We start from the raw sequence: 21,458 nt of genomic DNA, 5'->3' as shown, positions 1-21,458 counted from the left end.
CGGCGGGGGCCCTTCGCACGTCCGGGCCCGGCCCGGGGTCCGGGCTCAGCCCAGGTGGGTGCGCACGGCCTCGGCCAGGGTCTGCGCGACCGCCTCGGCCTGCACCGGGTCGGCGGCCTCGACCATCACGCGGACCAGCGGCTCGGTGCCCGACGGGCGCAGCAGCACCCGGCCGGTGGAGCCCAGCTCGGCCTCGGCCGCGGCGACCGCGGCGGCCAGCTCGGTGCTCGTCCTCACCCGGGACTTGTCGACGCCCTTGACGTTGATCAGGACCTGCGGCAGCCGGGTCATCACGGCGGCGAGGTCGGCCAGCGGCTGCTTGGTGGCGGCCAGGCGGGCGCCCAGCATCAGGCCGGTCAGGGTGCCGTCGCCGGTGGTGGCGTGGTCCAGCAGGATGACGTGGCCGGACTGCTCGCCGCCCAGTGCGAAGCCGTGCTCCTTCATGGCCTCCAGCACGTAGCGGTCGCCGACGGCGGTCTCGACCAGCTCGATGCCCTCGCGCTCCATCGCCAGCTTGAAGCCGAGGTTGGACATCACGGTGGCCACCGCGGTGTTGCCGCGCAGGGTGCCGGCCTCCTTCATGGCCACGGCGAGGATGGCGATGATCTGGTCGCCGTCCACCTCGTCGCCGTCGGCGTCGGCGGCCAGGCAGCGGTCGGCGTCGCCGTCCAGGGCGATGCCGAGGTCGGCCTTGTGCTCCTTCATCGCGGTGCGCAGGCGGTCCAGGTGGGTGGAGCCGACGCCGTCGTTGATGTTGAGGCCGGTGGGCTCGGCCCCCAGGGTGTGGACGACCTCGGCGCCGGCCCGGGCGAAGGCCTCGGGGGCGACGTAGGCGGCCGCGCCGTGGGCGCCGTCGATGACGACCTTGACGCCGTCCAGGCGGTTGGGCAGTACGCCGATCAGGTGGGCGACGTACTTGTCGAAGCCCTCGGTGTACTCGCGGACCCGGCCGACGGCGGCGCCGGTCGGGCGCTTCCAGTCCTCCTCGCCGACCGTGTGCTTGCGGTAGTGGGCCTCGATCGCGTCCTCGATCCGGTCGTCCAGCTTGTGGCCGCCCCGGGCGAGGAACTTGATGCCGTTGTCCGGCATGGCGTTGTGGCTGGCGGACAGCATCACGCCGAAGTCGGCGCCGAGCGCGCCGGTGAGGTACGCCACGGCCGGGGTGGGCAGGACACCGACCCGCAGGACGTCGACTCCGGCGCTCGCCAGACCGGCGATGACGGCGGCCTCCAGGAACTCGCCCGAGGCACGCGGGTCACGGCCGACCACCGCGACCGGCCGGTGGCCGTCGAAGGCGCCGGCCTCTCCGAGCACGTGCGCCGCGGCGACGGACAGCCCGAGCGCGAGCTCCGCCGTCAGTCCCTCGTTGGCCACCCCGCGTACGCCGTCCGTACCGAAGAGTCGTCCCACTGTCCCGTCCTCCATCACCACTGCTCGGAACCACCGATGATCCCGGCCGCCGCACAGTAGCCGGGGAACACGTCGCCCCGGAGTACGCGTGGTACTCCGGGGCGACGGTTGTGCGCATCCAGGGGGTGCGCCGCCAGGGCGGACCGCACCCCCTGGGACGCGATTAGCGCTTGCTGTACTGCGGCGCCTTGCGGGCCTTCTTCAGACCGGCCTTCTTGCGCTCGACGGCGCGGGCGTCACGGGTCAGGAAGCCGGCCTTCTTCAGCGCGCCGCGGTTGTTGTCCACGTCGGCCTCGTTCAGGGCACGGGCGACGCCGAGGCGCAGCGCGTAGGCCTGGCCGGACACGCCGCCACCGCTGATGCGGGCGACGACGTCGTAACGGCCGTCCAGCTCCAGGAGCTTGAAGGGCTCGTTCACGGTCTGCTGGTGCACCTTGTTGGGGAAGTAGTCCTCAAGGGTGCGACCGTTGATCTTCCACTGGCCGGTGCCGGGGACGATGCGCACGCGGGCGATCGCCTCCTTGCGACGGCCCAGGCCGGCGCCGGGGACGGCCTCGCCGAAGCGGCCGGCCAGCGACTCGGAGGTGTAGCTCTCCTCGGAGGTGTACTCGCCCTCGACGACGGTCTCGTCGAAGTCGACCTCAAGGGTTTCAGTGGTCTCGGCCACGGTGTTCCTCAGCTCTTTTCAGTGTTGGGGGGCTTGGTGGCCGAATTACTGCGCGACCTGGGTGATCTCGAACGGCACCGGCTGCTGGGCAGCGTGCGGGTGCTGGTCGCCCGAGTAGACCTTCAGCTTGGAGAGCATCTGACGGCCCAGGCTGTTCTTGGGAATCATGCCCTTGATGGCCTTCTCGACGGCCTTCTCCGGGTTGTTCGCCAGCAGGTCGTCGTAGCGCACCGAGCGCAGACCGCCCGGGAAGCCCGAGTGGCGGTAGGCCAGCTTCTGGGTCTTCTTGTTACCGGACAGGTGCACCTTGTCGGCGTTGATGATGATGACGAAGTCACCAGTGTCAACGTGCGGCGCGTAGATCGCCTTGTGCTTGCCCCGGAGGAGGTTGGCGGCCTGGGAAGCCAGGCGGCCGAGCACGACGTCGGTCGCGTCGATGACGTGCCACTGACGCTGGACGTCGCCGGGCTTGGGGCTGTACGTACGCACGGTCGTAGCCTTCGCTTTTCAGTGAGTGAGTCCTGACAGGAGCACCCGGACGGAAGATCAGCCTGGTCAACCTTGGACGCAATTCAAGGGGGACCGCTGGTCGTCGACCTGATGTCTCCGGCGTACCGACCTCTCACGTGAGATAGAGCGAGCCAATACGCACATCAAGCGTCCAGGTTACCGGCACGATCCTGAGGGGTCAAAAATCGCCGTGGACCCCCCTGGCCGTCACTCAGCGTTCGCGCTCCACCCGGGTCACGTCCCAGACCGGATCCGACGACTCGAACACCTTGCCGTCGGCCCCGAAGACCAGGAAGCGGTCGAAGGTCTTGGCGAACCAGCGGTCGTGGGTCACGCACAGCACGGTGCCCTCGAAGGCCTCCAGCCCGGCCTGCAGCGCCTCGGCGCTCTCCAGGTCCAGGTTGTCGGTCGGCTCGTCGAGCAACAGGGCCGTCACACCGGAGAGTTCGAGCTTGAGGATCATCAGCCGGGCCTGCTGCCCACCGGACAGCGACTCGAACTTCTGCTCCTCCTGGCGGTCCAGCTCGTACCGCCGCAGCGCACCCATCGCGGCGCCGCGGCTGAGCGCGTGCTCCTCCTCCACGATCGAGCGGACGGTACGGCCGAACAGCTCCGGATGGGCGTGGGTCTGCCGGAAGTGGCCGGGGACGACCCGGGCGCCGAGCTTCCAGTCGCCGGTGTGCTCGACCGTCGTGTCGCCGGCCAGCAGCCGCAGCAGGTGCGACTTGCCGGCGCCGTTGGCCCCCAGCACGCCGACCCGCTCGCCGTAGAAGACCTCCAGGTCGAAGGGCTGCATCAGCCCGGTGAGCTCCAGCCGCTCCATGGTGAAGGCGCGCACGCCGGTGCGCCCGCCCTTGAGCCGCATGGTGATGCTCTGCTCGCGCGGCGGCGCCTCGGGCGGGCCGGCGTCCTCGAACTTCTTCAGCCTGGTCTGGGCGGCGGAGTAGCGGGAGGCCATGTCGTGGCTGACGGAAGCGGCCTGGCGCAGGGTGACGACCAGCTTCTTGAGCTTGGCGTGCTCCTCGTCCCAGCGGCGGCGCAGTTCCTCGAAGCGCTCGAAGCGGGCCTTGCGGGCCTCGTGGAAGGTGTCGAAGCCGCCGCCGTGCACCCAGACGCTGCTGCCGGCCGCGCCCGACTCGACGCTGATGATCTTGTCGGCGGTGCGGGAGAGCAGCTCGCGGTCGTGCGAGATGTACAGGACGGTCTTCGAGGTGGCCTTGATGGCCTCCTCCAGCCAGAGCTTGGCGGGGACGTCCAGGTAGTTGTCGGGCTCGTCGAGGAGCAGCACCTCCTCCGGCCCGCGCAGCAGCGCCTCCAGCACGAGCCGCTTCTGCTCGCCGCCGGAGAGGGTGTTCAGGCCGCGCCACTGGGCCTTGTCGAAGGGCATGCCGAGGGCCGCCATGGTGCAGACGTCCCAGTCGGTCTCGTAGTCGTAGCCGCCGACGTCGGCCCAGTCGGACAGGGCCTGGGCGTAGCCCATCTGGGTCTTCTCGTCGTCCTGGGCGATCATCGCCAGCTCGGCGGCGTCCACCGCGCGGGCGGCCACCGCGATCCGCTCGGGGGCGACCGACACCAGCAGGTCGCGCACGGAGGCGTCGGCCGGCAGCGCGCCCGGCGTGGACTGCTGGTCCTCGCGGCCGGTGGTGCCCACGAACTGGCGCATCACGCCGAGCCCGCCGCTGATCGTCACCGAGCCGCCGTGCGGCTGGAGGTCCCCAGCGATCATCCGCAGCAGGGTGGTCTTGCCCGCGCCGTTCGCGCCGACCAGGGCGACCGCGGCTCCCTCGCCGACCCGGAAGGACGCGTCGTCGAACAGCACCCGCCCGTCCGGCAAGTAGTACTCAAGGTGCGAAATCTCGACGTGTCCCATGAGGAGGATTGTCCCAAGCGGGCGCCCCCGGCCAAAACGGATTACGTCACAGCGGGCTGCCCCGGGAGGGTGCGCATCCGCCGGGCCGCCCGGTTGCGCTCGGCCAGCTGGTCGTCCGGCGGGTAGCCGACCTCCTCCAGCGTCAGCCCGTACGGCCGGATCACGTTGACGGCGGAGTTGCGCACCCCGCCGGCCAGCACCTCACCGGGGAACTCCACCGGCCGGTGCCCGTCGCCGACCAGCAGCATGGCGCCGACCAGCGCCCGGACCATGTTGTGGCAGAAGGCGTCCGCCCGGACGGTGGCGACCGCGAGCGAGCCCTCCTGGGCGGCGTACGGGTCCACCGGGACGCGGTCCCAGTGCAGCTCCAGCAGGGTGCGGATGGTGGTGGCGCCCTCGCGCTTCTTGCAGTACGCGGCGAAGTCGTGCTCGCCGAGCAGCAGCTCCGCCGCGGCGTTCATCCGGTCCAGGTCCAGCGGGCGGTCGTGCCAGAGCACGTGCCCGCGCAGCAGCGGGTCCACCCCGCCCGGGTGGTCGGCGACCCGGTACGCGTACCGGCGCCAGACCGCCGAGAAGCGGGCGTCGAACCCGGCCGGCGCTTCGCCGACCCGGTAGATCCGGACGTCCCCGGGGAGCCGGCCGGCCAGCCGGCGCAGCAGCTTCTCCCGGTGGGCCTCCCACAGCTCCGCCGGCAGGTCGACGTGCGCGACCTGGCCGCGCGCGTGCACCCCGGCGTCGGTGCGGCCGGCCACGGTCAGCGGGAACAGCTCCGGGCTGCGGGTGACGATCTGCAGCGCGGTCTCGATCTCCTCCTGGACCGTCCGGCGGCCGCCCTTCTGGCGGGCCCAGCCGGAGAACTCGGCGCCCTGGTAGGCGAGGTCGAGCCGGACCCGGACGTGCCCGTCCGCCGGACCGTCCTTCACCGGCGGCTGCTCGGCGCAATCGTTGACCACTGCTTCTCTTCTCCCGGGAACCTCGCGCGGACAGGCAACGGGCCCGCTCCCCCATCGCTGGGAGAGCGGGCCCGCTTCACACCTGGAGGTGTCAGGCCTGCTCGGCGGCCTCGGCCTCGTCGGCCTTGGTCTCGACGGCGGCGGCCTCGTCGGCCTCCTTGACGGCACGCTTGGTGGCGGCCTCGGCCTCACCCACGGCGGTCTGCGCGACGGTCAGCGCCTCGACCAGCTCGATCACGGCCATCGGGGCGTTGTCGCCACGACGGGGACCGATCTTGGTGATACGGGTGTAACCACCCGGGCGGTTCTCGTAGCGCGGCGCGATCTCGGTGAAGAGGGTGTGCAGCACGGCGATGTCGGTGATCGTCTTGCGAACCAGGCGACGGTTGTGGATGTCGCCCTTCTTCGCCTTGGTGATCAGCTTCTCCGCCAGCGGGCGCATCCGACGGGCCTTGGCCTCGGTCGTGGTGATGCGGCCGTACTGGAACAGCTCCCGGCACAGACCGGCGAGCAGCAGCGGCTCGTGGTGCGGGCCGCCGCCGAGGCGGGCACCCTTGGTGGGACGCGGCATGGATTTACTCCTCGAATCTCCGACTGCGGCCGTACCAGGTACCGCAGCGGGCGTGCGGGCACTGTGCCCGCACGACTTTCACGACGACGGAGGCGGTTCCGGGGAACCGCCCCCGCGGTCAAGTCTTTCAGTACTGCTCGGTCTCCGCGTAACCCGCGTCGTCCAGGTCGTCGGCGCCGAAGGCGTCGGCGGCGGCGGTCGGGTCGAACCCGGGCGGGCTGTCCTTGAGGGCCAGGCCCATGCCGGCCAGCTTCGCCTTGACCTCGTCGATCGACTTCGCACCAAAGTTGCGGATGTCGAGCAGGTCGGCCTCGGAGCGGGCGACGAGCTCACCCACGGTGTGGATGCCCTCGCGCTTGAGGCAGTTGTAGGAGCGGACCGTGAGCTCCAGCTCCTCGATCGGCAGCGCCAGGTCGGCGGCCAGGGCGGCGTCCGTCGGGGACGGGCCCATGTCGATGCCCTCGGCGTCGATGTTCAGCTCGCGGGCGAGACCGAACAGCTCCACCAGGGTCTTGCCGGCCGAGGCCATGGCGTCGCGCGGACGCATGGCGGGCTTGGTCTCGACGTCGACGATCAGCTTGTCGAAGTCGGTCCGCTGCTCGACACGGGTGGCCTCGACCTTGTAGGTGACCTTCAGCACGGGGCTGTAGATCGAGTCGACCGGGATGCGGCCGATCTCCTGGCCGGAGGCCTTGTTCTGGACGGCGGAGACGTAGCCGCGACCGCGCTCGACGGTCAGCTCCATCTCCAGCTTGCCCTTGCCGTTGAGCGTGGCGAGGACCAGCTCGGGGTTGTGCACCTCGACACCCGCCGGCGGGGCGATGTCGGCGGCGGTGACGACACCCGGACCCTGCTTGCGCAGGTACATCACTACCGGCTCGTCGTGCTCCGAGGAGACGACCAGCTGCTTGATGTTGAGGATGAGGTCGGTCACGTCCTCCTTGACGCCCGGCACGGTGGTGAACTCGTGCAGGACGCCGTCGATGCGGATGCTGGTGACAGCGGCACCCGGGATCGACGACAGGAGCGTGCGGCGCAGGGAGTTGCCGAGGGTGTAGCCGAAGCCCGGCTCCAGCGGCTCGATCACGAACCGCGAGCGGAACTCGTCGACGACCTCTTCGGTCAGCGAGGGACGCTGAGCGATAAGCATGGGGGATGTTCCTCCAGTTGTCTTCGGCACCCACTATTTGATGCCGACAGGACCAAGCGTACGGGCTCCCGCAGGAAGCGACGAATCACTGTGTGTGGGAGCCCGTACGAGGTTTCAAGCAGTACTACCGAGTGCCCGAAGGCGCTGCGTCAGACGCGGCGGCGCTTCGGCGGACGGCAGCCGTTGTGCGGGGTGGGGGTGACGTCCTGGATCGAGCCGACCTCCAGGCCGGTGGCCTGGAGCGAACGGATCGCGGTCTCGCGGCCGGAGCCCGGACCCTTCACGAAGACGTCGACCTTGCGCATGCCGTGCTCCTGCGCGCGACGGGCAGCGGCCTCGGCGGCCATCTGCGCGGCGAACGGGGTGGACTTGCGCGAGCCCTTGAAGCCGACGTGGCCGGCGGAGGCCCAGGAGATCACGTTGCCCGCGGGGTCGGTGATCGAAACGATGGTGTTGTTGAACGTGCTCTTGATGTGCGCGTGGCCGTGAGCGACGTTCTTCTTTTCCTTGCGGCGGATCTTCTTCGCGCCGGCAGCCTGACGACCCTTGGGGGGCATAAGTCTGTTCTCCTACTGAGGTGGTCGGTCCGCTGACCCGCGGGCCGGAGGGATGTCCGGTTACGGGACGGACTACTTCTTGCCCGGCTTCTTCTTGCCGGCGATCGCGCGACGCGGGCCCTTGCGGGTACGCGCGTTGGTGTGGGTGCGCTGGCCGCGGACCGGCAGGCCACGGCGGTGACGCAGACCCTCGTAGCAGCCGATCTCGACCTTGCGGCGGATGTCGGCGGCCACCTCACGGCGGAGGTCACCCTCGACCGTGTAGTTGGCGTCGATGTACTGGCTCAGCTTGACCAGGTCTTCCTCGGTGATGTCGCGAACGCGGACATCCGGGTTGACGCCGGTCTCGGCGAGGGTCTGCTGGGCGCGGGTACGGCCGATGCCGTACACGTAGGTGAGGGCGATCTCGATCCGCTTCTCACGGGGGAGATCAACGCCGGCGAGGCGTGCCATTCAAGGCTCCTGTGCTTTTTCAGAGGTCTTGCGTGCTACCTACTCCGACACCTCACGGTGAGGGAGCCCCGGCCTCTGACCGGGGGCGGCAGTCCGTTCCGGACGGAACGGATCGGGTAGCCAGCTCATGACGTTTTCGCGTCGCGCGAAGTACTACGAGAAATGCTGGGGAGAGATCAGCCCTGGCGCTGCTTGTGGCGCAGGTTGTCGCAGATCACCATGACCCGGCCGTGACGGCGGATCACCTTGCACTTGTCGCAGATCTTCTTGACGCTCGGCTTGACCTTCATGTTTCAGGTTCTCCGGGTCTAGATCTGACGTTCTTACTTGTAGCGGTAGACGATCCGGCCGCGCGTGAGGTCGTAGGGGCTGAGCTCCACGACGACCCGGTCGTCCGGCAGGATGCGGATGTAGTGCATGCGCATCTTGCCACTGATGTGCGCGAGGACCTTGTGACCGTTCTGCAGCTCGACCTTGAACATCGCGTTCGGAAGAGACTCGATCACGGTGCCCTCGATCTCAATGGCGCCTTGCTTCTTAGCCATGAACTGCGAGATCCACCTTCCGGGACCGGCTACCGTATGCGGAACGCTCGTGCGAACCTGGGTTCACCCCGTCCCCGAGGGGAAGAGGGCGTGCTGAAGCACGCTACGAGTGAGCCGACGGTCCATCCTACGCCAGCGCGTCCGGTGGACCAAAACGGGGGTCCCGGAAAGCGGTACCCGTCACATCTGCTACGTCAGACCCCCGCGGACACCGTCAGCGGCTCGACGTGCGCGGTGCAGGCCGAGCAGCGGCGGGCGGCCTGGGGGATCTCGGTGAGGCACTCGGGGCACGGGCGCTTCGCGACCTTCGGCTTCTTCGGCAGGTAGCGCTCGGTCGCCTTGGTGACCGGCAGCACCACGCAGAAGTACAGCACCGCGGCGGTCATGACGAAGGCGATCACGACGTTGAGGAACTGGCCGTACGGGAAGGTGACCCCGGCCACCGTCGCCTTGTACGAGCTGAAGTCGCCGGCCGCGCCGACCACCACGCCCACCAGCGGGGTGAGGAAGGCGGACACGAAGCCGGTCACCACCCCTGTGAACGCGGCACCGATGACCACACCGACGGCCATGTCGACGACGTTGCCGCGCATCATGAAGTCGCGGAATCCCTTGAGCACGTGCTCTCTCCTGCTCGCTCGCAAACCGGTACTGCTGACCACTACCAGCCGATAAAAATAGGACAAAAGCCCTGGAGGTCCAAACCTCCAGGGCTCTGATCCCTTGTCAGCGGCGGCGGTCCGGGCCGCCGCGACTACGCGAGCGGGTCCGGAGCTGCGGTGATGCCCAGCTTCGCCAGTTCGGCCTTGCCGCCGTCGAAGGCGGTCAGGACCAGCGGGCCCTGCTCGGTCACGGCCACCGAGTGCTCCCAGTGCGAGGCCCAGGTGCCGTCGTTGGTGACGACCGTCCACTCGTCGTCCAGGACGGTGGTGTGCGGGGTGCCCAGCGAGACCATCGGCTCGATCGCCAGCACGGTGCCGGGGATCAGCTTCGGGCCCTTGCCGCGGCCGCGCTCGACGTAGTTCAGGACGTGCGGCTCCATGTGCATCGCGGTGCCGATGCCGTGGCCGCCGTAACCCTCGGTGATGCCCCACTTGCCCTTCGGCGGCAGCGGCTGGCGGCGGATGAAGCCCTCGATCGCCTTGGAGACGTCGACCAGGCGGTTGCCCTTCTTCATCTGGGCGATGCCGGCCCACATCGAGCCCTCGGTGACCCGGCTCAGCATCTCGACCTCGGGGCGGACCTCGCCGACCGCCACGGTGATCGCCGAGTCGCCGTGCCAGCCGTCCAGGATGGCGCCGCAGTCGATCGAGATGATGTCGCCCTCCTGCAGCGCCCGGTCGCCGGGGATGCCGTGCACGACCTCGTTGTTCACCGAGGCGCAGATCACGCCCGGGAACCAGAGGCCGCCGTGGTGGGCGCGGAAGTTCGAGGTGGCGCCGTGGTCCGTGATGACCTTGTCCGCGACGTCGTTGAGCTCCTGGGTGGTCACCCCCGGAGCGACCGCCTCGCGGCAGGCCTTGAGGGCCTCGGCGACGACCAGCCCGGCCGCTCGCATCTTCGCGATCTGCTCGGGGGTCTTGATCTCCACCATCTGGTCACGCCTTCCAAGTCCGGATTACCACTGCCTACAACCGTACGACGCCGAAACGGCCGGGCCACCCGCTGGGCGGGCGACCCGGCCGTACCGTCGTACGTTCGCCGAGAGACTCAGCTGTCCTGCTTCAGCGCCTCGATCGCGCGGGCGGTGACCTCGTCCACCTTGCCGAGGGCCGGGATGGTCACCAGGAGACCCTGCTCCTTGTAGTAACCGATGATCGGCTCGGTCTCCGTGTGGTAGACCTCCAGGCGCGTGCGCACCTTGTCCTCGGTGTCGTCCGAGCGCTGGTACAGCTCGCCGCCGCACTCGTCGCAGACGCCCTCGGCCTTCGGCGGGTTGTAGTCCACGTGGAACACGTGGCCACCGTCGTTGCGGCACAGGCGGCGGCCGGCGATCCGGCGGACGACCTCGTCCTCGGGGACCTCCAGGTCCAGCACGCCGTCCAGGTTGATGCCCTGCTCGGCGAGGAACTCGTCCAGCGCCTTGGCCTGGCCCAGGTTGCGGGGGAAGCCGTCGAGCAGGAAGCCGTTGGCGGCGTCCTCCTGGAGCATGCGGTCCTTGGCCATCCCGATGGTGACCTCGTCCGGTACCAGACGGCCCGCGTCCATGTAGCTCTTGGCCTCAAGCCCCAGCGGGGTGCCCTGGCCGATGTTGGCGCGGAAGAGGTCGCCGGTGGAGATGTGGGGAATGGACAGGGTCTTGGCGAGCAGGTGCGCCTGAGTACCCTTCCCGGCCCCGGGAGGACCAACGAGGACGATACGCATCAGCGGAGGAACCCTTCGTAATTGCGCTGCTGGAGCTGGCTCTCGATCTGCTTAACAGTTTCGAGTCCGACGCCGACGACGATGAGAACGCTGGTGCCGCCGAACGGGAAGTTGGTCTGCTGTCCGAAGGCGACCAGGGCGATCATCGGGATCAACGCGATCAGGCCCAGGTAGAGCGAACCCGGCCACGTGATTCGGGTCAGCACGTAGTTCAGGTACTCGGCCGTCGGCCGGCCGGCCCGGATACCCGGGATGAACCCACCATACTTCTTCATATTGTCGGCAACTTCTTCGGGGTTGAAGGAGATGGCGACGTAGAAGAACGCGAAGAAGACGATCAGCAGGAAGTAGGTGGCCATGTAGATCGGGTGGTCACCCTTGACGAAGTTCGTCCGGATCCACGTGGCCCAGCCCGCCTGGCTGTTGGTCAGCTGGACCACCAGGGCGGGGATGTAGAGCAGCGACGAGGCGAAGATGACCGGGATGACACCGGCCTGGTTCACCTTGAGCGGGATGTAGGTCGAGGTGCCGCCGAACGCCCGGCGGCCGATCATCCGCTTCGCGTACTGGACCGGGATCCGGCGCTGGGCCTGCTCGACGAAGATGACGAGCATCACGACGACGATGCCGACCGCGACCACGGACAGGAACTCGACCCAGCCGTCGCCGATGGTGCCGGACTGCTTGATCGCCCACATCGAGGACGGGAACTGGGCCGCGATCGAGGTGAAGATCAGCAGCGACATGCCGTTGCCGATGCCGCGGTCGGTGATCAGCTCGCCCAGCCACATGATCACCGTGGTGCCGGCGGTCATCGTGAGGACCATGACGGCGATCCGGAAGACGCCGGTGTCCGGGACGATCTGGTTGGCCAGCGGGCAGCCGGAGAACAGCGCACCGCTGGAGGCCGTCGCGACGATGCCGGTGCCCTGGAGCACGGCGAGCGCGATGGTCAGGTAGCGGGTGTACTGGGTGATCTTGGCCTGGCCGGCCTGGCCCTCCTTCTTCAGCATCTCCAGTCGCGGGATCACGACGGTGAGGAGCTGGAGGATGATGCTCGCCGTGATGTACGGCATGATGCCGAGGGCGAAGATCGTCAACTGGAGGAGCGCGCCACCGCTGAACAGGTTGACGAGCCCGAAGAGGCCGCTGTTCTTGGTCTCCTTCACGCACTCGTTCACGGCGGTGAAGCTCACGCCAGGAATCGGAATGTGCGAGCCCAGCCGGAACAGCACCATGATGCCCAGCGTGAACAGCAGCTTCTTGCGCAGGTCGGGCGTCTGGAACGCCCGCGCGAACGCACTGAGCACGGTGCCTCCTGCGCCTCCCGCGCGTCGTCGGCGGGAGGGTCGGTCCTGAATGGGGAGTTTGCGGTTCGGGCCCCCGTACAGACGGCACAGGCGAGCCTACGCGCAGCCTACAAGGGAACTCCACGGACTCTAACAGTGCGCGGCCACTCCGAAGAAGCGCGTACGGCCCGTCCCCCACTCACGGGGTACGGGATGCCCGGATTTGCCACACAAAAAACGACCGGAAAATGGCACGGGCCCCGCACCTCCCGGAGGAGGTGCGGGGCCCGAAAGCGGTATTCAGCGGGCTCAGACGAGCTCGGTGACCGTACCGCCGGCGGCCTTGATCTTCTCGGCGGCCGAGCCGGAGACGGCGTCGACCGTCACCTGCAGCGCAACCGAGACCTCGCCGGTGCCGAGCACCTTGACGAGGGAGTTCTTGCGAACCGCGCCCTTCGCGACCAGGTCCTCGACCGTGACCTCGCCACCCTGCGGGTAGAGCTCGGCCAGCTTGTCGAGGTTCACGACCTGGAACGTGATCTTGAACGGGTTCTTGAAGCCCTTCAGCTTCGGCAGACGCATGTGGAGCGGCATCTGGCCACCCTCGAAGCGCTGCGGAACCTGGTAGCGGGCCTTGGTGCCCTTGGTACCACGACCGGCGGTCTTACCCTTGGAACCCTCACCACGACCCACGCGGATCTTGTCGGTCTTGGCACCCGGGGCGGGACGCAGGTTGTGGATCTTGATCGGGTTGTCGCCCATGATCAGTCCACCTCCTCAACCGTCACCAGGTGACGGACCGTGTGGGCCATCCCGCGGATCTCGGGACGGTCCTCCTTCACCACGACGTCGTGCATGCGCTTGAGACCAAGCGAACGCAGGGTGTCACGGTGGTTCTGCTTGCTGCCGATGTACGACTTGGTCTGCGTGATCTTCAGGCGAGCCATCAGGCGCTCACCCCAGCAGCACGCGCCCGCAGCAGAGCGGCGGGGGCCACGTCCTCCAGCGGCAGGCCACGACGGGCGGCGATCTCCTCGGGGCGCACGAGGCCCTTCAGAGCAGCCACGGTGGCGTGCACGATGTTGATCGCGTTGTCCGAGCCGAGCGACTTCGACAGGATGTCGTGGATGCCGGCGCACTCCAGGACGGCGCGCACCGGACCACCGGCGATAACACCGGTACCGGGGGCGGCGGGCTTCAGCAGCACGACGCCGGCGGCCTTCTCACCCTGGATGGGGTGCGGGATGGTGCCCTGGATACGGGGGACCTTGAAGAAGTTCTTCTTGGCCTCCTCAACACCCTTGGCGATGGCGGCCGGAACCTCCTTCGCCTTCCCGTAACCGACACCCACGGTGCCGTCACCATCGCCCACCACGACCAGCGCGGTGAAGGAGAAGCGACGACCACCCTTGACAACCTTGGCGACACGGTTGATCGCGACGACGCGCTCGACGTAAGCGGTCTTCTCGACGGCGGGGGCGTTGCCCCGGTCGTCACGCTTACGGTCACGCCGCTCGCCACCGGTGCCGCCGCCGGCGCCGCTACCGCGGCGCTGGGGTCCAGCCATTGGAATTACCTCTCTCGATTACGTCCGCCGACAGAGTCGACGAGCGGCTTAGAAGTCGAGCCCGGCCTCGCGAGCCGCGTCCGCCAGGGCGGCGATGCGGCCGGCGTACCGGTTGCCCGCGCGGTCGAAGACGACCGACTCGATGCCGGCGGCCTTGGCGCGCTCGGCGACCAGGCTCCCGACCTTCTTGGCCAGCTCGGTCTTGTCGCCCTCGGCGCCCTTGATGGACACGTCGAGGGTGGACGCCGACGCCAGGGTGTGACCCTTGGCGTCGTCGATGACCTGGGCGACCATGTGACGGTTCGAGCGCGTCACGACGAGACGCGGACGCACCTCGGTGCCGACGACGCGCTTGCGAACGCGGATCGCGCGGCGCTTGCGAGCGGCGCTCTTGTAGGCGTTGCCCTTGCCGATCTTGACAGAGACGCTCATCGCTTACTTACCACTCTTTCCGACCTTGCGGCGGATGACCTCGCCCGCGTACTTGACGCCCTTGGCCTTGTACGGGTCGGGCTTGCGCAGCTTGCGGATCTTCGCGGCGACCTCGCCGACCTTCTGCTTGTCGATGCCGTCCACGTGGAACTTGGTGGGCGACTCGACGACGAAGGAGATGCCCTCCGGCGCGGGGACCAGGATCGGGTGGCTGTAGCCGAGCGAGAACTCCATGTCGGAGCCCTTCGCAGCGACTCGGTAACCAACACCGCTGATCTCCAGCGACTTGCGGTAGCCCGCGGTCACGCCGGTGATCATGTTCGCCACCAGCGTGCGGGTCAGGCCGTGCAGGGCCTTCGACATACGCTCGTCGTTGGGGCGGGTGACAGCCAGAGTGCCGTCCTCGCCCTTGCCGATCTCGATCGGCGCGGCGACGACGTGGGTGAGGGTACCCTTCGGGCCCTTCACCGAGACCGTCTGGCCATCGATGGTGACGTCCACGCCAGCGGGGACCTGGATGGGCAGCCGTCCAATGCGCGACATTGCTGTACCTCCGTTTCCCGAATTACCAGACGTAGGCGAGAACTTCTCCGCCTACGCCCTTCTTGGCGGCCTGCTTGTCGGTCAGGAGGCCGGAGGACGTGGAGATGATCGCCACGCCCAGGCCGCCGAGAACCTTCGGCAGGTTGGTGGACTTTGCGTAAACGCGCAGACCCGGCTTGCTGATGCGCTTGATGCCGGCGATGGAGCGCTCACGGTTGGGGCCGAACTTGAGCTCGATGGTCAGCTTCTTGCCGACCTCGCCCTCGGTGGGCTCCTCAACCTTGTAGGAGGAGATGTACCCCTCCTGCTGCAGGATCTCGGCGACGTGCGCCTTGATCTTGCTGGCCGGCATCGCCACGGAGTCGTGGTACGCCGAGTTCGCGTTACGCAGACGCGTGAGCATGTCTGCGATGGGGTCGGTCATGGTCATGATGGCCTCAGGCCTCTCTCGCCGTGGTTTCTCCGCGCCAGGTCCCCCTTCCGCACTCTCGCGAGTTCGGCAGGGGCACAAGCGCAGGGGACCTGCGACGTAGTAAGACTGGGTGCGAGCCCCGGAGAGGGGCCACGGACGTCCATGGGGAAGCCGTGGCAGGGGGCCCGACCCCACTACCTTACGGGAATCCGTACGGCAGGCCCAAAACGGGCCGGTGTGGGATCGGGCACCTCTGCGTCGCTGTGTGCCTAGGGCGCCTGGATTACCAGGAGCTCTTGGTCACGCCCGGCAGCTCGCCGCGGTGCGCCATCTCACGGAGGCAGACACGGCACAGGCCGAACTTGCGGTACACCGAGTGCGGACGGCCGCAGCGCTGGCACCGGGTGTAGGCCCGGACGCCGAACTTCGGCTTGCGCTCGGACTTCGCGATGAGGGACTTCTTCGCCATTGGCTCACGCCTCCTTGAACGGGAAGCCCAGAGCGCGCAGGAGCGCCCGGCCCTCGTCGTCGGTCTGAGCGGTGGTCACGACGGTGATGTCCATACCGCGCTGACGGTCGACCTTGTCCTGGTCGATCTCGTGGAACATAACCTGCTCGGTCAGACCGAAGGTGTAGTTGCCACGGCCGTCGAACTGCTTCGGGGAAAGGCCGCGGAAGTCGCGGATTCGCGGCAGGGCCAGCGAAACCAGACGGTCCAGGAACTCCCACATGCGGTCACCACGGAGGGTGACGTGCGTGCCGATCGGCTGGCCCTCGCGCAGCTTGAACTGCGCGATGGACTTGCGGGCCTTGGTGACGGCCGGCTTCTGACCGGTGATCGCGGTCAGGTCCTTGATGGCACCTTCGATCAGCTTGCTGTCGCGGGCAGCCTCGCCGACACCCATGTTGACCACGACCTTGACCAGGCCGGGGATCAGCATGACGTTCTCGTACTTGAACTGCTCGTGCAGCTGGCCCTTGATCTCGGAGTTGTAACGCTCCTTGAGGCGGGGGGCCACCTTCTCAACAGTCGTCTCAGACATCAGATGTCCTCACCGGTTCGCTTGGCAACGCGGATCTTGTTGCCCTCGTCGTCGAAGCGGTAGCCAACGCGGGTGACGACCTTCTTGCCGTCCTTCTCCACGACCAGCTGGACGTTGGAGACGTGAACCGGGGCCTCGACGGTGACGATGCCACCCTGGGTGCCCGGACCCGGCTTGGTGTGCTTCTTGACCCGGTTCACACCCTCGACCAGGACCTTGTTCTCAGCCGGCATGGCCTGGATGACCTTGCCCTGCTTGCCCTTGTCCTTGCCGGTGATGACCTGAACCAGGTCACCCTTCTTGATCTTCATGCTGTTCGCCATGGGTTAGAGCACCTCCGGCGCCAGCGAGATGATCTTCATGAACTTCTTGTCGCGCAGCTCGCGGCCCACGGGGCCGAAGATGCGGGTGCCACGGGGGTCACCCTCGGTGTTCTTCAGCACGACAGCGGCGTTCTCGTCAAAACGGATGTACGAGCCATCCGGACGACGACGCTCCTTGACGGTGCGGACGACGACGCACTTGACGACGTCACCCTTCTTCACCGAGCCACCGGGGATCGCGTCCTTGACGGTCGCGACGATGACGTCCCCGATTCCGGCGTAGCGGCGACCGGAGCCACCGAGAACACGGATGCAAAGGATCTCCTTGGCACCAGTGTTGTCGGCAACACGCAGTCGCGACTCCTGCTGGATCACAGCTTTCTCCTGATCGTCAACGAGAGTCGACGGGCCGGCCGCTGCTCACACCGGCGTCCTGAACGGACCCGGTGCACATACGGCCGTACCTCATCGGCTTCGTTACTTGGCCTTCTCGAGGATCTCGACGACGCGCCAGCGCTTCGTCGCGGACAGCGGGCGGGTCTCCGCGAGGAGAACCCGGTCGCCCACGCCGCACGCGTTCTGCTCGTCGTGCGCCTTCAGCTTGTTCGTACGGCGGATGACCTTGCCGTACAGAGCGTGCTTGACGCGGTCCTCGACGGCGACGACGACGGTCTTGTCCATCTTGTCGCTGACGACGAGACCCTCACGGGTCTTGCGGAAACCGCGCGTCTCGTTGGTGTTCTCAGTCATCAGGCGTTCTCCACCGTCTCGATGCCCAGCTCGCGCTCGCGCATCAGGGTGTAGATCCGCGCGATGTCCTTGCGGACGAGCTTGAGCCGTCCGTGGTTGTCGAGCTGCCCGGTCGCCGCCTGGAAGCGGAGGTTGAACAGCTCCTCCTTGGCCTCGCGCAGCTTGGCAACGAGACCCTCGTTGTCCAGCGAGCGAAGCTCAGCAGCCTTGGTAGCGGCCGACATCAGCTCTCACCGTCCTCGCGCCGGACGATCCGGCACTTCATCGGCAGCTTGTGCGCGGCGCGGGTGAGCGCCTCGCGAGCAACCTTCTCGTTCGGGTACGACAGCTCGAACATGACCCGACCCGGGTGCACGTTCGCGATCCACCACTCCGGCGAACCCTTACCGGAACCCATGCGGGTCTCGGCCGGCTTCTTGGTGAGCGGGCGGTCCGGGTAGATGTTGATCCAGACCTTGCCGCCACGACGGATGTGACGGGTGATCGCGATACGAGCGGACTCGATCTGACGGTTCGTCACATAGGCCGGGGTCACGGCCTGGATGCCGAACTGGCCGAACGCCAGCTCGGTGCCACCCTTGGCAGCGCCACGGCGCTTCGGGTGGTGCTGCTTGCGGTGCTTGACCCGACGGGGGATCAGCATTGGGGTCAGGCCTCCGTTCCGGTGTTCTCGGCAGCCGGAGCCTCCGCGACCGGGGCCGCGGGGGCCTCGGCAGCGGCGGGACGGCGGCCACGGCCACCGCGCTCGCCACCACGGCGCTCGCCACCGCGGGCGGGACGACCACCCTCGGGACGGGCCGGGCGGTTGCCCGAGCGGGCAGCGGCGTTCTCAGCGCGGACCTCGGCGATGTTCTTGACGTCGCCCTTGTAGATCCAGACCTTCACGCCGATGCGGCCGAAGGTGGTCTTGGCCTCGAAGAAGCCGTAGTCGACGTTCGCACGCAGGGTGTGCAGCGGCACGCGACCCTCGCGGTAGAACTCCGAACGGCTCATCTCGGCGCCGCCGAGACGACCGGAGCACTGGACCTTGATGCCCTTGGCGCCGGACTTCATGGTGCCCTGCATCGACTTGCGCATGGCACGGCGGAAGGAGACGCGGGAGGACAGCTGCTCCGCGACGCCCTGAGCCACGAGCTGGGCGTCCAGCTCGGGGTTCTTGACCTCAAGGATGTTCAGCTGGACCTGCTTGCCGGTCAGCTTCTCCAGGTCGCCGCGGATGCGGTCGGCCTCGGTGCCACGGCGACCGATCACGATGCCGGGACGCGCGGTGTGGATGTCAACGCGGACGCGGTCGCGGGTGCGCTCGATCTCGACCTTGGAGATGCCGGCGCGCTCCATGCCCTTCGTCATCATGCGACGAATGGCGACGTCTTCCTTGACGTAGTCCTTGTACAGCTTGTCGGCGTACCAGCGGGACTTGAAGTCCGTGCTGATGCCGAGGCGGAACCCGTGCGGGTTAACCTTCTGGCCCATTACCGGGTCCCTTCCTTGCTGCTGACGACCACGGTGATGTGGCTGGTCCGCTTGCGGATCCGGTAGGCGCGGCCCTGGGCGCGCGGACGGAACCGCTTCAGGGTCGGGCCCTCGTCAACGTACGCCTCGGAGATGTAGAGGTCGTCCACGTTGGAGTGGTTGTAGTTGTGCGCGGCGTTGGCAATGGCGCTGTCGAGCACCTTGCCGACCGGCACGGTGGCTGCCTGCGGAGCGAAACGCAGGACGGCCTGGGCCTCCGTGGCATTCATGCCACGGATGAGGTCCACCACGCGGCGGGCCTTCATGGGCGTCACGCGGATGTACCGCGCCTGAGCCCTGGCTTCCATGGTTGTCCCCTTAATGGAGTAAGTCATTGAGTCGTTTTGGCGCGTCAAGCTCAGGCGCTTAGCGACGCTTCGACTTCCGGTCTTCCTTCACGTGACCACGGAAGGTGCGGGTCGGAGCGAACTCGCCGAGCTTGTGGCCGACCATCGACTCGGTGACGAACACCGGGACGTGCTTGCGGCCATCGTGGACCGCGATCGTGTGACCGAGCATGCTCGGCGAGATCACGGAACGACGGGACCAGGTCTTGATGACGTTCTGGGTACCCGCCTCGTTCTGAGCGTCCACCTTCTTGATGAGGTGGCCGTCGATGAAGGGGCCCTTCTTGAGACTGCGCGGCATCTGACCTGCTCCTAGCGCTTCTTGTTGGTCTTGCGGCGGCGCACGATGAGCTTGTCCGACGCCTTGTTCGGGCGACGGGTACGGCCCTCGGGCTTACCCCACGGCGAGACCGGGTGGCGACCACCGGAGGTCTTACCCTCACCACCACCGTGCGGGTGGTCGATCGGGTTCATGGCGACACCACGCACGGTCGGGCGGACGCCCTTCCAGCGCATACGGCCGGCCTTGCCCCAGTTGATGTTCGACTGCTCGGCGTTGCCGACCTCGCCGACGGTGGCGCGGCAGCGCGCGTCAACCAGGCGGATCTCACCGGAGGGCATGCGCAGGTGCGCCATCTTGCCCTCACGAGCCAGCAGCTGGATGCCGGAGCCGGCGGAGCGGGCCAGCTTGGCACCGCCACCGGGACGCAGCTCCACAGCGTGGATGGTGGTACCGACCGGGATGTTGCGCAGCGGCAGGTTGTTGCCCGGCTTGATGTCGGCGCCAGCGCCGTTCTCGATCCGGTCACCCTGCGCGATGCCGCGCGGCGCGATGATGTAGCGCTTCTCGCCGTCCGCGTAGTGCAGGAGCGCGATGCGCGCGGTGCGGTTCGGGTCGTACTCGATGTGCGCGACCTTGGCCGGCACGCCGTCCTTGTCGTGACGACGGAAGTCGATCACGCGGTAGGCGCGCTTGTGACCGCCACCCTGGTGGCGAGCAGTGACACGACCGGCGTTGTTACGGCCGCCCTTGCTGTGCAGGGGGCGAACCAGCGACTTCTCCGGCGTGGACCGCGTGATTTCTACGAAGTCGGCCACGCTGGAGCCACGACGGCCCGGCGTAGTCGGCTTGTACTTGCGGATGCCCATTTGGCTCTCTCGTCCTCGTCCTAATCGACGATCACGATCTCCCTATTCAGGAGACCGGACCACCGAAGATGTCGATGCGGTTGCCCTCGGCCAGCGTCACGATGGCGCGCTTGGTGTCCTTGCGCTTGCCAAAGCCCGTCTTGGACCGCTTGCGCTTGCCCTGACGGTTGATCGTGTTGACAGCCTCGACCTTGACCGAGAAGACCGCCTCGACGGCCTGCTTGATCTGGGTCTTGTTGGCGCCCGGCGACACGATGAACGTGTACTTGTTCTCGTCGAGAAGGCTGTAGCTCTTCTCGGAGATGACCGGCTTCACCAGGACGTCACGGGGGTCCGTGAACGTCTTGCTCGTAACGTCGCTCATCAGGCGGCGCTCCCTTCGAGCTCGCCCTCAGCGGCAACGGCCTTGGCGGACGCGACCGGACCGGCCACGAAACGCTCGAAGGCGGCCTGGGTGAAGACCACATCGTCGGAGACGAGCACGTCGTAGGTGTTCAGCTGACCGGCGTCCAGGATGTGGACGTGCGGCAGGTTGCGAGCGGACTTCAGGCCCAGCTCGTCCTCGCGCTCGACGACCAGGAGGACGTTCTTGCGCTCGGTGATCTTGCCGAACAGGCTCTTCGCGGCCTTGGTCGACGGCGCCTCGGTCGCGGTCACGCCGGTGACGACGTGAATGCGGTTGTGGCGGGCCCGGTCGGTGAGCGCACCGCGCAGGGCGGCGGCGATCATCTTCTTCGGGGTCCGCTGCGAGTAGTCGCGCGGCACGGGACCGTGCACGACGCCACCGCCGGCGAACTGCGGCGCACGGGTCGAGCCCTGACGGGCGCGGCCGGTGCCCTTCTGGCGGTACGGCTTCTTGCCGCCACCGCGGACCTCGCCGCGAGTCTTGGTCTTGTGGGTGCCCTGACGGGCCGCAGCGAGCTGCGCCACGACGACCTGGTGCATCAGCGGAACGCTGACCTTCGCGTCGAAGATCTCGGCCGGCAGCTCGACGCTGCCGGTCTTGTCGCCAGCCGGCGACAGGATGTCAATGGTGCTCAT

Annotated in this window: 34 protein-coding genes; all 34 read right to left on the bottom strand. The window is 67.8% G+C overall.

Features of this window, described 5'->3' with window-relative positions; genetic code table 11:
- Window positions 1-45: 45 nt before the first annotated feature.
- The 34 genes from glmM to rplD all read right to left on the bottom strand — a co-directional run bounded on the left by glmM (window position 46) and on the right by rplD (window position 21,458).
- Entirely contained in the window at window positions 46-1,410 is a 1,365-nt protein-coding gene (gene glmM, locus ABT048_RS05200) for a phosphoglucosamine mutase (RefSeq protein ID WP_350519923.1), read from the bottom strand.
- A 163-nt stretch (window positions 1,411-1,573) separates the two neighbouring features.
- The gene (rpsI, locus tag ABT048_RS05195; protein WP_350519922.1) at window positions 1,574-2,077 is read right to left on the bottom strand and encodes a 30S ribosomal protein S9; all 504 of its coding nucleotides are present in this window, start codon (window positions 2,075-2,077) and stop codon (window positions 1,574-1,576) included.
- Window positions 2,078-2,122: 45 nt separating this feature from the next.
- Window positions 2,123-2,566: a 50S ribosomal protein L13 gene (rplM, locus tag ABT048_RS05190; RefSeq protein WP_030055846.1), complete on the bottom strand. Its 444-nt coding sequence runs from the start codon at window positions 2,564-2,566 to the stop codon at window positions 2,123-2,125.
- Window positions 2,567-2,798: 232 nt separating this feature from the next.
- Window positions 2,799-4,457, bottom strand: coding sequence for an ABC-F family ATP-binding cassette domain-containing protein (locus ABT048_RS05185; protein WP_350519921.1), 1,659 nt, complete (start codon window positions 4,455-4,457; stop codon window positions 2,799-2,801).
- Window positions 4,458-4,498: 41 nt separating this feature from the next.
- Entirely contained in the window at window positions 4,499-5,410 is a 912-nt protein-coding gene (truA, locus tag ABT048_RS05180; RefSeq protein ID WP_350519920.1) for a tRNA pseudouridine(38-40) synthase TruA, read from the bottom strand.
- Between the two features lie 91 nt (window positions 5,411-5,501).
- The gene (rplQ, locus tag ABT048_RS05175) at window positions 5,502-5,981 is read right to left on the bottom strand and encodes a 50S ribosomal protein L17 (RefSeq protein WP_350519919.1); all 480 of its coding nucleotides are present in this window, start codon (window positions 5,979-5,981) and stop codon (window positions 5,502-5,504) included.
- A gap of 127 nt (window positions 5,982-6,108) precedes the next feature.
- The gene (locus ABT048_RS05170) at window positions 6,109-7,131 is read right to left on the bottom strand and encodes a DNA-directed RNA polymerase subunit alpha (RefSeq protein WP_030055844.1); all 1,023 of its coding nucleotides are present in this window, start codon (window positions 7,129-7,131) and stop codon (window positions 6,109-6,111) included.
- A gap of 149 nt (window positions 7,132-7,280) precedes the next feature.
- The gene (gene rpsK, locus ABT048_RS05165; protein WP_030232513.1) at window positions 7,281-7,688 is read right to left on the bottom strand and encodes a 30S ribosomal protein S11; all 408 of its coding nucleotides are present in this window, start codon (window positions 7,686-7,688) and stop codon (window positions 7,281-7,283) included.
- Between the two features lie 72 nt (window positions 7,689-7,760).
- Window positions 7,761-8,141, bottom strand: coding sequence for a 30S ribosomal protein S13 (gene rpsM / locus ABT048_RS05160; protein WP_030259703.1), 381 nt, complete (start codon window positions 8,139-8,141; stop codon window positions 7,761-7,763).
- Window positions 8,142-8,317: 176 nt separating this feature from the next.
- Window positions 8,318-8,431, bottom strand: a complete 114-nt coding sequence (rpmJ, locus tag ABT048_RS05155) for a 50S ribosomal protein L36 (protein ID WP_003956441.1) — start codon at window positions 8,429-8,431, stop codon at window positions 8,318-8,320.
- A 33-nt stretch (window positions 8,432-8,464) separates the two neighbouring features.
- A complete protein-coding gene (infA, locus tag ABT048_RS05150; protein ID WP_003956442.1) occupies window positions 8,465-8,686 on the bottom strand; it encodes a translation initiation factor IF-1 in 222 nt (73 codons plus the stop codon).
- A gap of 194 nt (window positions 8,687-8,880) precedes the next feature.
- On the bottom strand, window positions 8,881-9,306 hold the full coding sequence (gene mscL, locus ABT048_RS05145) for a large conductance mechanosensitive channel protein MscL (protein WP_350519918.1): 426 nt from the start codon (window positions 9,304-9,306) through the stop codon (window positions 8,881-8,883).
- Between the two features lie 134 nt (window positions 9,307-9,440).
- Window positions 9,441-10,280, bottom strand: a complete 840-nt coding sequence (gene map, locus ABT048_RS05140; protein WP_350519917.1) for a type I methionyl aminopeptidase — start codon at window positions 10,278-10,280, stop codon at window positions 9,441-9,443.
- Window positions 10,281-10,396: 116 nt separating this feature from the next.
- Window positions 10,397-11,050, bottom strand: coding sequence for an adenylate kinase (locus tag ABT048_RS05135; RefSeq protein WP_350519916.1), 654 nt, complete (start codon window positions 11,048-11,050; stop codon window positions 10,397-10,399).
- Window positions 11,050-12,360 carry a preprotein translocase subunit SecY gene (gene secY / locus ABT048_RS05130; protein WP_350519915.1) on the bottom strand — a complete coding sequence of 437 codons (1,311 nt, stop codon included), beginning with the start codon at window positions 12,358-12,360 and terminating at the stop codon, window positions 11,050-11,052. The genes ABT048_RS05135 and secY overlap by 1 nt, the downstream gene beginning before the upstream one ends.
- A 288-nt stretch (window positions 12,361-12,648) precedes the next feature.
- A complete protein-coding gene (gene rplO, locus ABT048_RS05125; protein ID WP_030280790.1) occupies window positions 12,649-13,101 on the bottom strand; it encodes a 50S ribosomal protein L15 in 453 nt (150 codons plus the stop codon).
- Between the two features lie 2 nt (window positions 13,102-13,103).
- Complete coding sequence (gene rpmD, locus ABT048_RS05120; RefSeq protein WP_030055835.1) at window positions 13,104-13,286, bottom strand: 50S ribosomal protein L30; 183 nt, start codon at window positions 13,284-13,286, stop codon at window positions 13,104-13,106.
- Entirely contained in the window at window positions 13,286-13,906 is a 621-nt protein-coding gene (rpsE, locus tag ABT048_RS05115) for a 30S ribosomal protein S5 (RefSeq protein ID WP_030393306.1), read from the bottom strand. The genes rpmD and rpsE overlap by 1 nt, the downstream gene beginning before the upstream one ends.
- A 48-nt stretch (window positions 13,907-13,954) precedes the next feature.
- Entirely contained in the window at window positions 13,955-14,338 is a 384-nt protein-coding gene (gene rplR / locus ABT048_RS05110; RefSeq protein ID WP_030280785.1) for a 50S ribosomal protein L18, read from the bottom strand.
- Between the two features lie 3 nt (window positions 14,339-14,341).
- Complete coding sequence (gene rplF / locus ABT048_RS05105) at window positions 14,342-14,881, bottom strand: 50S ribosomal protein L6 (RefSeq protein ID WP_350519914.1); 540 nt, start codon at window positions 14,879-14,881, stop codon at window positions 14,342-14,344.
- Between the two features lie 22 nt (window positions 14,882-14,903).
- Entirely contained in the window at window positions 14,904-15,311 is a 408-nt protein-coding gene (gene rpsH, locus ABT048_RS05100) for a 30S ribosomal protein S8 (RefSeq protein ID WP_033213994.1), read from the bottom strand.
- Between the two features lie 265 nt (window positions 15,312-15,576).
- Window positions 15,577-15,762 (bottom strand): type Z 30S ribosomal protein S14, encoded by a 186-nt coding sequence (locus ABT048_RS05095; RefSeq protein WP_030055830.1) that lies wholly within the window; start codon window positions 15,760-15,762, stop codon window positions 15,577-15,579.
- 4 nt (window positions 15,763-15,766) lie between these two features.
- Complete coding sequence (gene rplE, locus ABT048_RS05090) at window positions 15,767-16,336, bottom strand: 50S ribosomal protein L5 (RefSeq protein ID WP_350519913.1); 570 nt, start codon at window positions 16,334-16,336, stop codon at window positions 15,767-15,769.
- Entirely contained in the window at window positions 16,336-16,647 is a 312-nt protein-coding gene (gene rplX, locus ABT048_RS05085; protein WP_030232484.1) for a 50S ribosomal protein L24, read from the bottom strand. The genes rplE and rplX overlap by 1 nt, the downstream gene beginning before the upstream one ends.
- Before the next feature lie 15 nt (window positions 16,648-16,662).
- Entirely contained in the window at window positions 16,663-17,034 is a 372-nt protein-coding gene (rplN, locus tag ABT048_RS05080) for a 50S ribosomal protein L14 (RefSeq protein ID WP_030232481.1), read from the bottom strand.
- Window positions 17,035-17,136: 102 nt separating this feature from the next.
- Window positions 17,137-17,409, bottom strand: coding sequence for a 30S ribosomal protein S17 (gene rpsQ, locus ABT048_RS05075; RefSeq protein WP_030280777.1), 273 nt, complete (start codon window positions 17,407-17,409; stop codon window positions 17,137-17,139).
- Window positions 17,409-17,633: a 50S ribosomal protein L29 gene (rpmC, locus tag ABT048_RS05070; protein WP_030232478.1), complete on the bottom strand. Its 225-nt coding sequence runs from the start codon at window positions 17,631-17,633 to the stop codon at window positions 17,409-17,411. Before rpmC ends, rpsQ begins: the two co-directional genes overlap by 1 nt.
- The gene (rplP, locus tag ABT048_RS05065; protein ID WP_030232476.1) at window positions 17,633-18,052 is read right to left on the bottom strand and encodes a 50S ribosomal protein L16; all 420 of its coding nucleotides are present in this window, start codon (window positions 18,050-18,052) and stop codon (window positions 17,633-17,635) included. The genes rpmC and rplP overlap by 1 nt, the downstream gene beginning before the upstream one ends.
- Window positions 18,053-18,057: 5 nt before the next feature.
- Window positions 18,058-18,882, bottom strand: a complete 825-nt coding sequence (gene rpsC / locus ABT048_RS05060; protein WP_030055823.1) for a 30S ribosomal protein S3 — start codon at window positions 18,880-18,882, stop codon at window positions 18,058-18,060.
- Window positions 18,882-19,229 (bottom strand): 50S ribosomal protein L22, encoded by a 348-nt coding sequence (gene rplV / locus ABT048_RS05055; protein WP_030280773.1) that lies wholly within the window; start codon window positions 19,227-19,229, stop codon window positions 18,882-18,884. The genes rpsC and rplV overlap by 1 nt, the downstream gene beginning before the upstream one ends.
- A 58-nt stretch (window positions 19,230-19,287) precedes the next feature.
- Entirely contained in the window at window positions 19,288-19,569 is a 282-nt protein-coding gene (gene rpsS / locus ABT048_RS05050) for a 30S ribosomal protein S19 (RefSeq protein ID WP_030280772.1), read from the bottom strand.
- An 11-nt stretch (window positions 19,570-19,580) separates the two neighbouring features.
- Entirely contained in the window at window positions 19,581-20,417 is an 837-nt protein-coding gene (gene rplB / locus ABT048_RS05045) for a 50S ribosomal protein L2 (protein WP_030232466.1), read from the bottom strand.
- A gap of 46 nt (window positions 20,418-20,463) precedes the next feature.
- On the bottom strand, window positions 20,464-20,781 hold the full coding sequence (rplW, locus tag ABT048_RS05040; RefSeq protein WP_030280768.1) for a 50S ribosomal protein L23: 318 nt from the start codon (window positions 20,779-20,781) through the stop codon (window positions 20,464-20,466).
- Window positions 20,781-21,458 carry a 50S ribosomal protein L4 gene (gene rplD / locus ABT048_RS05035; RefSeq protein ID WP_350519912.1) on the bottom strand — a complete coding sequence of 226 codons (678 nt, stop codon included), beginning with the start codon at window positions 21,456-21,458 and terminating at the stop codon, window positions 20,781-20,783. The genes rplW and rplD overlap by 1 nt, the downstream gene beginning before the upstream one ends.

It is taken from the genome of Kitasatospora sp. NPDC096140, from assembly GCF_040303045.1.
Lineage (GTDB): Bacteria > Actinomycetota > Actinomycetes > Streptomycetales > Streptomycetaceae > Kitasatospora.
The sequence above is the reverse complement of the archived record's forward strand: the minus strand, read 5'-3'. Positions and strand labels throughout refer to the sequence as shown.